Origin of the sequence: Microvirga sp. VF16 (assembly GCF_016864375.1) — a bacterium.
In the GTDB taxonomy this organism is placed as follows: domain Bacteria; phylum Pseudomonadota; class Alphaproteobacteria; order Rhizobiales; family Beijerinckiaceae; genus Microvirga.
Genome location: NZ_CP069354.1, coordinates 568,505 through 580,339, shown reverse-complemented (window position 1 = coordinate 580,339; position 11,835 = coordinate 568,505). Strand labels below are relative to the sequence as shown.

10 protein-coding genes are annotated in these 11,835 nt (G+C 58.5%); 3 read left to right on the top strand and 7 right to left on the bottom strand.

The genetic code is table 11. From position 1 onward, the window contains the following. Positions 1-62 precede the first annotated feature (62 nt). The 4 genes from JO965_RS02795 to JO965_RS02780 all read right to left on the bottom strand — a co-directional run bounded on the left by JO965_RS02795 (position 63) and on the right by JO965_RS02780 (position 5,393). Positions 63-2,216, bottom strand: a complete 2,154-nt coding sequence (locus tag JO965_RS02795; protein ID WP_203442199.1) for a carboxypeptidase-like regulatory domain-containing protein — start codon at positions 2,214-2,216, stop codon at positions 63-65. Between the two features lie 246 nt (positions 2,217-2,462). Then, entirely contained in the window at positions 2,463-3,161 is a 699-nt protein-coding gene (locus JO965_RS02790; RefSeq protein ID WP_203442198.1) for a DUF6064 family protein, read from the bottom strand. Then, positions 3,161-4,024: an aldo/keto reductase gene (locus JO965_RS02785; protein ID WP_203444038.1), complete on the bottom strand. Its 864-nt coding sequence runs from the start codon at positions 4,022-4,024 to the stop codon at positions 3,161-3,163. Before JO965_RS02785 ends, JO965_RS02790 begins: the two co-directional genes overlap by 1 nt. A 142-nt stretch (positions 4,025-4,166) precedes the next feature. Continuing rightward, positions 4,167-5,393 (bottom strand): multidrug effflux MFS transporter, encoded by a 1,227-nt coding sequence (locus JO965_RS02780; RefSeq protein ID WP_203442197.1) that lies wholly within the window; start codon positions 5,391-5,393, stop codon positions 4,167-4,169. Positions 5,394-6,820: 1,427 nt separating this feature from the next. On the opposite strand from JO965_RS02780, the gene JO965_RS02775 reads away from it, so the two are divergent. Further along, positions 6,821-7,054: a hypothetical protein gene (locus JO965_RS02775; RefSeq protein WP_203442196.1), complete on the top strand. Its 234-nt coding sequence runs from the start codon at positions 6,821-6,823 to the stop codon at positions 7,052-7,054. Between the two features lie 67 nt (positions 7,055-7,121). On the opposite strand, the gene JO965_RS02770 is transcribed toward JO965_RS02775, so the two are convergent. The 3 genes from JO965_RS02770 to JO965_RS02760 form a co-directional block, all read right to left on the bottom strand. Further along, positions 7,122-7,349 (bottom strand): hypothetical protein, encoded by a 228-nt coding sequence (locus JO965_RS02770; RefSeq protein ID WP_203442195.1) that lies wholly within the window; start codon positions 7,347-7,349, stop codon positions 7,122-7,124. Between the two features lie 954 nt (positions 7,350-8,303). Beyond that, positions 8,304-8,507 carry a CsbD family protein gene (locus JO965_RS02765; protein ID WP_203442194.1) on the bottom strand — a complete coding sequence of 68 codons (204 nt, stop codon included), beginning with the start codon at positions 8,505-8,507 and terminating at the stop codon, positions 8,304-8,306. A 498-nt stretch (positions 8,508-9,005) separates the two neighbouring features. After that, positions 9,006-9,671: an ankyrin repeat domain-containing protein gene (locus tag JO965_RS02760; RefSeq protein ID WP_203442193.1), complete on the bottom strand. Its 666-nt coding sequence runs from the start codon at positions 9,669-9,671 to the stop codon at positions 9,006-9,008. Positions 9,672-10,259: 588 nt separating this feature from the next. Between JO965_RS02760 and JO965_RS02755 the strand changes: the two genes are divergently transcribed. Beyond that, positions 10,260-11,108, top strand: a complete 849-nt coding sequence (locus JO965_RS02755) for a calcium-binding protein (RefSeq protein ID WP_203442192.1) — start codon at positions 10,260-10,262, stop codon at positions 11,106-11,108. Positions 11,109-11,359: 251 nt separating this feature from the next. Beyond that, positions 11,360-11,530 (top strand): DDE-type integrase/transposase/recombinase, encoded by a 171-nt coding sequence (locus JO965_RS49260; RefSeq protein ID WP_203444037.1) that lies wholly within the window; start codon positions 11,360-11,362, stop codon positions 11,528-11,530. The last annotated feature ends 305 nt before the right edge of the window (positions 11,531-11,835 follow it).

The window sequence follows — 11,835 nt, the reverse complement described above, 5'->3', positions numbered from 1 at the left end:
CATGGCTCGAATAGTACACTGCTCTTTCCTCGCAGTGGCTCAGAGAATGCTGCGCGTCCAGATTACTTGGCCAGGGGATCGGGGCGGAGCTGGAAGTGCACAACGACCGGCTTGCTGCCCTTGCCGCCCTCCCGGAGCCACGGCGCCCGGTCACCACTCGTGGTCCACAGACCTCGACCCTTCCATCCGGTATTGGGATCATCAATGCGCCCATCAAATCCCTTGGCATAGAAGCCCAGTGGATATGGCACCCGCAATGAGACCATCCGATCGCCCTTGAGCGCAACTAGGCCGTCCGTCAGGTTCGCGGTAGACATCGGCACATCCTCGCCCAGTCCGAACGTGTTGTGCTGATCAACCCAGGTGTAGTAGCTCGACTCGGCGCTGTTCTCCCCGATCCCTTGAAAGCCAGGACCAGGGTACTGATGGAAGGACCAACCCTCCGGGCAGTGATCACCGGTGGCCTGTGGTCCTTTGAGCGGCCGCTTGCATTTTCGCCGGTCGAAGCTCGCCAGATGGCCGCTCGACAGTGAGGCCCAGACCACCCCTTGCCGGTCAATGTCGGCACCGCGGATGCCGAAGCCGGGCCGCGGCACGTGGTAGATTTCTGCCAGCGCAGTCTGAGGCGGATTTGGCCCGGGATCCAGACGGACCACCGCCGGTGTCCCGCTGAACACGCCCACCGAGCCCCAGATGGAGCTATCCACCGGGCTCGGGCTCACCGCATAGAAGCCTCCGGCAATGCGCTTGTCCTTCATCGGATCGAGCGGCTGATTAGGCTCGACATATTCATCCCGTTGGCCGTTGCCATTCGTGTCGAGCACTAGCGCCGTCCAGCCCTGCGCCTTGGCCGCATCGCCCGTCTCGTCGAATAGCTTGGTATTGATCCAGCCGACCACCGGGCCGCCGCCGCTTGTCCACAAGGTGTCGTTCGCGTCATAGCCAAACTGCAGGTGATGGGTCCCGAAGCAGGTATCCACAAACGTGTACTGCATCGTCTCAGGATCGAGCCTCGTGATAGAGCGGGTCGTCCGCTCCAGCGGGAACAGCTTCGCCGAGGGGTGGTCGGAGCCCTTCTTGCAGAAATCCGGATTGTTGGAGCCGCGCACGGTTGCGGCAAACCACACCCGTCCTTGGCGGTCGAACATGCCGTTGTGATTGTTGGCCTTGGTAGTCCAGATCTTTTCCTCACCCCAGTAGGGCGATGGCGCCAGCACTTTGTCGCTTGCGGCATGTCCGGGTCCGAGCGCCTCTGGCGTATTGGGATCGCGCACTGGTGCCACGAATTCGGTGACAGTATGCGTCTTCGGATCGAGGATCGGGATTACATCGGTGGAGTACTCTGCCGAGCCGAACAACGGGCCATAGGCATTGACGGTTGGATGGCGCCGGTCCGACGAGATCAGATCGTGCAAGTATTTCTTCTCGTTGAGCCACTCCCACGTGGTCACCACGATGTTACGCTCAATACCTTCCGGCCGTTTGGGCTTGGCATGCGGCAGCTCGCCTTTGGCGATGCGGTCCATCCAGTCAGCGTAGTATCGGAATGGCACTCCGCCGAAGCGCCCAGCGAGCTGGTTCACCATGGTCTCGCCCGACTGGCCTGAGGACACGCGGCGGATCCAGGCCTCCTCCGACGAGCTGAACTCGCCCAATTGCTTCGGGATCGTGCGGGTGGAGTGCTGGCCGAGCTGATGGCAGCCGATGCAGCCGATGTTCTTGACCTGCTTGAGCCAATCGACTTGCGTGATGGTGTCGGGGATGTCGCTCGTGCCGCCGAACTGGCTCGCCTCCGGGATCTTGAGCATGGAATACCAGTAGATGGCCGGGTAGTACTGTGCCGCTTCCTTTTGGCTTGATGTCGGCACCGCCTGGAGATCGAGCAGCCTGCCGGGAGCGCTGGTCCTCTTGGGCGAGTCGACGAGGCCATAGCCACGTACCCAGACCGTGTAAGTGGCCTTCGGCAGATCGGGTACGACATAGCGGCCCCGATCATCCGTGACGACCATTCTGGCGAACCTGGTCGGCAGGTCGGTGGTCTCGGCAATGACCCAGACCCCGTCTTCGGGCCCATTCGGTCCGGTTACCACGCCGCCGATGTCATCGGGGTCGATGGCAATCATATCCTGAGCACACAACCGGGTCGGAACGACTGCCACGCACCCGACCGCGCCGATCGCAGCAATGATTGAATGAAGCCTCTGCCGACGTGCCATTGCTGTTCTCCCGGGCACCGTCTCCTCATCGACGCAAAGATAGCATGGATTGCTCCGAAGCCCGAGCGTCGAGGTTTCCCGTCCTGCTGTGGAGTTGCGGAACAGACGGCGCATCGTTCGTGAGAGAATGTCCTGCAGACATCGTTCGTTACCGGTTCCGAATGCCTCCGGATCCGCAGCCTTGCACGATCACCCAGATCGTGAGCAGCGGCTCGGCCGCAGTACGGCGCTTAGGCGTAGGAAGTTTCACCTCGCTTCAGTTTGCCTGTCCTGCCCTCGCGCGGATGACACCCGATAGATTGCCAAGCCAAGAACACCAAGGGCTGCCATCGGTACGACCCAGGCATCTGGCGAGCCCATCGTCCAAAGAGTTGCCCCACTGAGTGCGCACCATATCAGCGGAATGATCATGAGCCCCCACGGGGGCCGCTTGTCCACGGTCAGGAGGACACCGAGCGTGGCAAGCACGGTGGGATCAGGCGCGACACCAAAGATCTCGGCCTGCCACCAATCACGCCCCACAAGCGGGCCAATCAATGGCTGCACCGCAAGCGCGAACAGAACCAACCCCATTCCGGTTCGGCTGATCCAATCTCCATATGGCAGAAACAAGATCCGGTTGCGAACGAGGCCTGTCCAGATCAGCAGCAGCGCCTCGACCACAAAGGCGGTCGCCAAATACCGCGCCGCCCAGTTGATCGTGTCGTAATACTCAAGAAGGTAAGCCCAAGCCGTCCAAAGCCAGCCGGCAGCAAGGATCACCATCACGACCGAACCTTGCTGAGGGCCGGTGCGTTGCAGGCGCCACAGGAGGATGAGCCCGAGCAGCAGCGCCAGAAGCTGTGCCGGCCAGATCGCCCGGTTGTAGAGCTCGAACAGACGATAATAGGTGCGGGCCGAAAACAGCAGGAAATCCGATAGCGTGTAGGACAACCAGTCCGCCATCAGAGGCGCTCGACATAGGCGATCATGCGGGCCCGCATCGCCGCATCCGGCAGGGGGCCCGTGGCCGCCGTCATATTCTCGCGCACGTGATCTACCCGGGTTGTCGCCGGGATGGCGCAAATTACAGCCGGGTGTGACAGGATGAACTTCAGGATGAACTGGGCCCAGCTTCGTGCATCGATCTCGGCCGCCCAAGTCGGGAGCGGATGGGACTCCAGGCGATCGATTAAGGCGCCTTGCCGGAACGGGCGATTAACGATGACCCCGATGCCGCACTCAGCGGCCAAGGGCAGAATGCGATCCTCGATTTCACGATCGAGGATGTTGTAGGTGACTTGGATGAAGTCGAGCGGATGCTCACGCATCACGCGCTCGAACTCGCGATGTCGGCGTCCTTCCGAAGTCGTGATCCCAACATAGCGCACCTCGCCGGCCGCCTTCATGGCGAGCAGAGTCCTGAGATGCGCCTCCCAGATCAGAAGATTGTGCACCTGCAGCAGGTCGAAGCGAGGGATCCCCCAGTGGCGACGGGACTCCTCAATCTGGCTTCGTCCGGCGGAAGCGGACGAGGTCCAAACCTTGTCGGCCGCGAACAGGCGGGATGGATGACCGAGCTTCTGCAAGCCATAGCCGACTACCTCCTGCGACGAACCGTACATGGGGGAGGAATCGATCAGACTTCCACCGGCCTCAAAGAACGCGCGCATGACCTCGGCACAACTATCCCGTGCTTCGATGTCGCGGCCGACATTGAATGTGATCCAGGTGCCGAGCCCTACAAGGGGCAATGGCTCGCCAGTCGAGGGTATGGGTCTGGTGAGAACGGGACTTGGTTTTGCAGTTCCTGTCAATGGCCACAGCATCGCAGTGGCGCTGGTCGCCGCCAAGGAGCAGAGAAGACTGCGGCGGCTAAGGGGTTGTGATTGCTGCATCGAAAGATCTCCCGATCTATCGCCTCCTGCCGCATCAAACCCTACGTGCCTCGAACAGTTCTGCCAAACCCTTTCACAGTCTGCTCGCTGGGCCTGACCTACTCCGGTCGGCCACCAGTCCAAACGAGGCGAGCGCGAACAGCGAACAGACGGCCATGATGAGGATCAGCGGCCAGACGGTGACGCTGAGCGTAGCACCAACAACCGGAGCGACAAGCGCACCGAACCCAATTTGAAGGCTGCCCGACAGACCAGCCGCCGCGCCTGCAACTTCCGGCTTCACGCTGACCGCGCCAGCAATGCCGCTCGGCAAAACCAGTCCATTGCCCAGACCGATGAAGAACGTGGGACCGAACAGAGCCGCCGGGTGCAAGATGCCAATGGCAAAGGTCAGGGCCATGCCGGCGACACTGGCCAGGGTCACGCAGGTGCCGGCTAGGATCATCCGGTTCGGCCCAACCCTGGCCGCGAGCCGGCCGGAGGCAAAGTTGCCCAGAATGTAGCCGCTCGGCACGATCGCGAAATAAAAGCCGTATTCTGCCGGGCTGCGGCCCATCAGCTCGATCATCACGTAGGGCGCGCCCGCCACAAAGGCGAAGAACACGGCAGAGACAAAGCTGGCGGCCAGTGTGTAGCCCCAGAACAGTCGAGAGCGGAACAGACTCAGGTAGCTGTGCATGAGGTGCCGGATGGAGCCTGCAGCATCGCGATTGTGGTTGGTCTCGTGCAGTTGCCAGTAGGCGACGAGCAGGACCAAGCCGCCAAACAGCGTCAGGAACACGAAGGAGGCGCGCCATCCATAAAGCGTCTCGAGCACGCCGCCGATCGTGGGTGCAATCATGGGGGCCACCGCCATGCCCATGGTGACATAGCCGATCATGCTGGCCACCTGATTGCCTCCATACAGGTCCCGTACGATGGCGCGACTCAGGGTAATTCCTGCACAGCCGCCGACCGCCTGCACGACACGACCGACGATCAGGAGCCCGACATTCTGGGCTGTGAGGCAGACAAGCGAGCCGAGCACGAAGCCTAGAAGCCCGATCAGGAGCATGGGCCGACGGCCGAAGCGATCGGAGAGTGCGCCAATGATCAACTGCCCGCAGGCCATAGCGGCGAGATAGAGCGACAGGGTCAGCTGAATCGTGGCGAAATCGACCCCGAAGGCCCGCGCCATGCCCGGCATGGAGGGCAGGTACATGTTGATGCCGAGCGGGCTCACGGCCGAGGCGGCGATGAGCAAGGCGATGAAGGAGTGCTTGGCGGCAGGCTGCGGCGCGACAGCGCTGGTACGGGTCATGATGTCCTAATTGTCTGAGGCGACGGCCGTGAACGACCTTGAACGCAGAGCCGACTTGAGATCTCTCTTTGTAGCACAAGCTCGCATCCGACCGACACATTCGGAGTGCGAGTTGGAACAGCACCTGCAAAATTCTCCCTATTCTGGCTGTAATGATCTGAGGGGCGAGGTGCAGTCGAGATCGTCTGAGGCCGGCTCTGCGCCCGTGATCTGCCCTACCCTGCCCAATTGCCGAATGGCAGCAATCTGCCCAAGGGCCAACGTGGGCTCTGCGGAGCGCATGAGGTTTGTGGGCAGATTGGTAACGGGTCGGCTATGCTAGGTTTTCAGCCAGACGAAGCAAGACCGCGAGGCACCTTCATTTGTTAAAGCGCATCCCATCCAAACCCGAACTGCTGATCCATCTCAAGTTCCGGAGTTCCTGCAGATCAAGATCTGTCTGCTCGGCTCAGCCCCCATGATCTGGCGGCGGGTTCAGATGACAGCCAGCCCAACGCTGCGGGAGCCGCGCGGTATCTTTCAGGGGCGTTGTCATGTCTGGATGGCGCCCGTTTGGCAATGTGCTTGGGGATGACAGTGGGGCTCGATGCTTCAACCTCAAGGTTCTACCAAAAATGCGTTCGTAGCAGTGATCCTCGCTATTGAGCTAGGCATTAACCCACAGGAACCCCAATCCTTGCATCCTCGTTGGCCTGACACGCGCCGTCAGCTAAGAGGTCGAGCCAATGATTTGGCCGCTCTGCAAGCAAGAGGTCCATGACCCCAGCCGGAATACCGTTGAGATGCAGTGGCGGGCCAGCGATCACATCGAGCGATGCGATAGGGCTCTGAAGAACCTGAAAGGGATTGTGTTCGGCTAACCATGCCGGCCGGCGTAGCGCCGCTTTTTGGCAAGGTTCTTCTGTCCTTCGAGCGTCTTAGCTGGGGCAATCACGTCCCTGTAGCGGCGGGTGTGCTTCTTGAATGACGGTCGCATACGCGCTTTCCCGGCCATAGTTCTGTCCTTTCCGTATATGAAGCATGGAACCACAATGGGTTGAGTATACAACCCGAGAAACTGGTTGGTCGCTTACCTAATCCTTGGGTGGCTCGCGTCGCGCGAGCCGCTCTACAAGCTCTGTCAACCGAGCCGGGAGTGTGTCCTCGACCGGACCGTAGGCGACCTGCAGCCGCTCTCCGAGCCTTTGAAGGTCACAGGAGTTCAGTGACTGATTCACCGGAAGGTGAGACGGGAGAGACAACGTAACTGTTGGGGTATCATTCGGGAGCAGGACCTGCATTAGAACACTCTCTCTGACGGCATGATTGGCCGCTGAATGCCCCTATTTCCTTGCCCTGTTCAGGATCGTTTATGTGCAAAGAGCGGGGCTTTGTGGCAAATGTACGGACGAGGTGTTGGCTATCGGCCCAACGCAGGATTCACCACGATGTTGCTCGAACTGAACAAAGAACACTTGGGCGCCCTCAGGCGCGCCCTTGAAGCGAGAGCCCGTGACATGCATCTGCGTCTGGGGAGCGACCCTGGTGACGATGGCTTCCGGCGCGAAGCGGCACTCGCGACCCAGCTTCTGCGGCAGGTGGAGGCTCTGGAGCGACGTGCCGGTCACCGTGCTTGGGGCATAGGCGATATCGAGTCTCTGCCCGAAGAGGATGATAATTGAGTGGAAACAAGCCTTGGGGGCTGACCTCCTGTCGTTGGCCGCTTAAGCCGATCTGCTCGCTAAAGAGTCACGCGTGGGCAGGGTTCTCCTCGACAAGAGTTCCGATCAACCGGAGCAGTTCATGCTGTTCCGGACCTCCGCCGCGACTCAGGAAGGTCGCGATCTCCTCATGTTCCACTTGCCCTCCAGAAGCCACATTGGCCTCGTGACGGATAAACACAGAACCTGAAGGGTCTGCAATCAAGTACCAGCGGTCACCGCTGGAGCTTTCGTAGAGCTTGCGCACCTTTTTCATACGAATTCCTGTCAGATGGATATATCGCGCTTATTGCACCTATTGGACAGAAGGCAGAAAGTGCTCGCCGCGTGGCCGTTTCCTTATGAGAACTTGGTTTGCATCTCCAGGGTACGACACTGCTCACATTCGGCTTCGGGGAATCGTTATTCTAGGAAGCCGTTCTGCCTCAACAACCCTCGTCGCTTGGGGCAACCTCCGTTCAGAATAACCTCGTATCGGTCTTGCTGTTTCGCGAAGACGAAGACTGAGTTGCTCGACCTCGGACGCTGTCATGGACGTTCCGTGCGTGATGATCATTTCTGCGAGATCTTCCGGGAGTGCATCGACGTGCTCTTGGAGGAGAAGAAGAGCGGCACTGATGGTACTCAACTCTCGTTCGTCAACGACAAGGATGAGTTTCTTCATTGGGAAGCGTCGGCCTCTAAATTTGTCCGTTCAGGCTAACAGTCGATACGGCGGAAACAAGGCAGACATTGACGAGGAAAATCATCTTACGAGGGTCTGAGAGACGACAGCCTGAACAAATCGCGCTGACTTGAGGCATACCGGACACCGCGCCAGCCCAGCGGCACACTTTGCCCTGGAACGGCAACGAGGGTCCGATGGGGCCGCAATCACGTAAAGTCGAGCGACTGATGCAGTAGGCGCGTCGGGGCTGATGGAGGCGGACGAGGCATGAACCTTTCTGCCATTCAAAACAATTCTGCCCGAAATCGTTCAACCATGGCGTTGCCATGTTAATGGACAAGAGGCGCACTGAGACAAACTCAGGCGCTTGGCGGTTTCAGGCGGCAGTGCCGGCTGCAGACTTCCGCTCCGCCCGGCACCGAGTTACCGACGAGGGACACATGCCTGGCTTCAAGCGACGGGTCGAGGGGCGCTGGGACCGCTGATCCGGGCCTCTGCCTCAACAACAAAAAGGCCCGGTCGGGGCCTTTTCCTGTTCTCGGCTTACCAAGTCTGGCGGTTATACCAGTCGTCCACATCCCGGCGGACGCGGTCCTTTTCGAGGCCGTAGCGCTCTTGGATCTTGCCCTCGAGCTGCTCGCGCTGGCCATTAATGATATCGAGGTCATCGTCGGTCAGCTGGCCCCACTGCTCCTTGACCTTGCCCTTGACCTGCTTCCAGTTGCCTTCAACCCGGTTCCAATCCACTTTGTGACTCCCTCACCGTTCTGACACTGAGACCGTAACGCCGGGGAGCGGACATGGTTTCCTGGTAGGCCAAGGGCTGACTTGGCTCAAAGTGGCGTGTCGGCGCGATTAGAGAAGTCACAAATTTTCATGAGGTGGAGGCCTGCTGCCGAGACTGCCAAGATGATCGAGTTCCTTTGGTGCCTGCTAGAGCCTATGGAGGGCGTTAAGCTAGAGGACGTGCCGATGGAGCGGGAGCATGCCATGAGTGGGGAAGCGTGGTAAGCTATTGAAAGATCGCCCACATGACGATGGCAAGGGGAGCCACTGTGCCGAGTACGAAGGAAAGTGCGTTCTGAGTCATGACCATCGTCCTTGGATGATCCTCTATCGCACACCTCAGCATGGCTGGTCTGTGAGAGTACGCACAGTCTTTCTTGCATACTTACGGTCGGGCTTAATGACGTCTTCTAGGCAAAAGCGTTGAAGGCTACCTGCTCCGGGCGTCCTGCAACCGCGCTATGGTTGCATCGATCTCCAGAACGGGCAGAAATGTCCGATCGCCGTTTGTTGAACCGGCCTTTGTCGAGACAATTTCCATTTTTTGATCCTCGGAAACAGCAAGATGAAACCAGGCTCATAGCATGGATCGATCTGGCATTCGGCAGTTAAAGCCACCAACTCAATCCTGCTCCTTGATGGTCCCCGGCCCACTTCTGGATTTTGAGATGACCTCGCCTCTATTGGGTTGCGCCAAGACGGCGAATGGGTTGCGCCAAGACGGCGAAGCAGGTCAGCCGCCTCCTGGTGGCCGTTCCGTTCAGCTTCCGATAAAGGAGTCGTACCATCCCACCTCCGCGCGCCTTGAAGCTTGGCTCTCTTGGCGGCAAAGAGTTCGATCATGCCAGTCACCCCATACGAAGCGGCGAAGTACATCGGTGTGCCGCCGTTGGAGCTCTCCGCCTCGATGTCCGCATGGTAGTCGAGGAGCATCCTGGCCATCTCGGTTTTGTTGTTGAGGATCGCGTGGTGGAGAGGTGTCATCTTGTTGGTGGCCCGAGCATTCACGTCGGTTCCATTGGTCAGCGGAAGTCTTGCCGTGCCGACATGACCCTGTCTCGCAGCAATGTGCAGGGGTGTTCTGTCGTAAGCATCCCGGGCATCAATGATCGCGCCGCTGGTCATCACCTCACGTGAGAACGGGGAAATACATCCTTTCACCAGTCATTTATCTGCTACCTGGTGATATTTGCTGCCTAGTGCCGGATCGAACGCGCGAAGGGGCTGTGATCTGCTATGCTCGATCATTTCGACGAAGAGGATTGGCCTGATATCAACCAGGAGCCTCCGAAAACTCAACGCCTGGCGAGGTCGAAGATCGAGAATGCCATGCGGTAACCAAGTTGAACTGTCCATGGACCGGCTGAGCCGGAGCCTAAGGGCGGGCCGACGGGAGTATCGGAGATCAACGTCAGGGTATCCCTATTCTTAGAATATTGAGGCAGTATACCAACCTATGTAAATAGGTGCTGAACCAATAAATTAACCTATGTAAATTTTTCTGATGGAATCGTCAGTGCCAAAGTTATTAGTCCATACCTCCTATCGAGGTAGCGAATATGCCCTATTGAGGGTTATCTTTTCATTTTCAAATAGGTCATTACAATTTCTTTTGCTTGCATTTCAGAAAAACCAGGAGTCCACCCTCAGGTTAATTCTTAAGCTTTTTAAGTTGTCGAGCGCACTGGCTCGGCGGTTAGCGAGGCGTGTACCATGCAGTATCTCAATTGGAACGGGACCTTCATGTTCGACTCATGGGGGGATCATGGCAGCCCGGGTGACCCACCAACCAATAAAATAGGGGGGGCAGCACAGGGCATCACCAATTTTGATACCTGGGGCGATGGCCTCGATGTTTATACGATCTACGGCACATCAGAAACCGATCTCATCTTTCTGGACAGGGTAGTCGGCTTTGATACCCCGCGCCTGACCAACGTCACACAGATCAGCGGTGGAGTTGGAAACGATGTGCTCGACCTGACCTCTACACGCTTCACGTATGGAGCAGTAACGCTCGACGGTGGGGCTGGAAATGACTCTCTTCTGGGAAACACAGGAGCCGACCGCCTTTTCGGACAATCCGGCCATGATCGGCTCAAAGGTTATGGTGGTAACGATTACCTGAGTGGTGGCCTCAACAATGACCATCTGTATGGCGGCCGAGGGAATGACAAGCTGATCGGAGGATCGGGCCACGACTATCTCTATGGGCAGTTCGGCAAAGATGCTCTTTCGGGCGGAAGCGGCAACGACAGATTCGTTTTTGACGTCTCGCCCACCAAAGCGAACCTGGACACGATCACCGACTTCTCGGTGAAGTACGACAGCATCCATCTCGCTCGATCCGTCTTCACCAAGGCGGGATCGACCGGCGGCCTGAAGGCCAGCGCCTTCTGGAGCGGATCGAAAGCACATGATACGAATGATCGGGTCATCTACAACGATAAGACCGGCTATCTCTATTACGATTCCGATGGCACAGGCGATGCTCCCATGAGGGCGATTGCGAAGCTGTCCAAGAACTTGGATATCACCCACAAGGACTTCTTTATCGTCTAAAAGGGAACTTTGCTTACGACACTTATGGACCGATAGGCACTCACTGACCTGCAGAACCGCCGCAGCGGTGCTCGGATTTAGACGGTCGCTCTCGTGTTGAGTCAGGATATCTTCCCGAGTGAGTTCTCACGCGCCCATCAGCACCATGCTCATCAAGTCTGCTGTCCCTCGCATGAGAACGGGGGCAGGACGCCGACATAGGGCTCGTTAGTGCCTCAAGTGGCGATCGGACATCAAAATGACTCAGCAACATTATTGAGACGAATCACGGTGCTCTTAAACGCCTGACCCGACCGACACGCGGGTTTCAGAAGATGAGAACGGCGCCTGTCACTCTGAAGGGATTTGAGGTCATGCGAATGATCCGTCAGCATCACTGCATCCTAAGGCATCAGGGTGTGGCGGGCGAAATCCGTCTGTGAACGAGCTGTTTGGTCTTGCTGCATGAGGAGGCCACTCCGGTAGGTGTGCAATGACCAACCTCAGTTACTGCAGCAGAGCCCGATCCATTTACCCGCCCTATCCGAGTTAGTGACAGCTCCCTGGAGGAGGCTGCCAGCTCGTTCGTCATATATTCGACGGAAAGGATGATCCCTCCTCTCCGGCCGCTGTATATGGGAGCGCTAAGCGACTCCCGCGATAACAACACGCAGATGCGGCAGCACTGCAGACTGTGTCGGGGACTCCCTCGCGTGCGGTGGCGCACAGATCACCCGCCCTCATGACG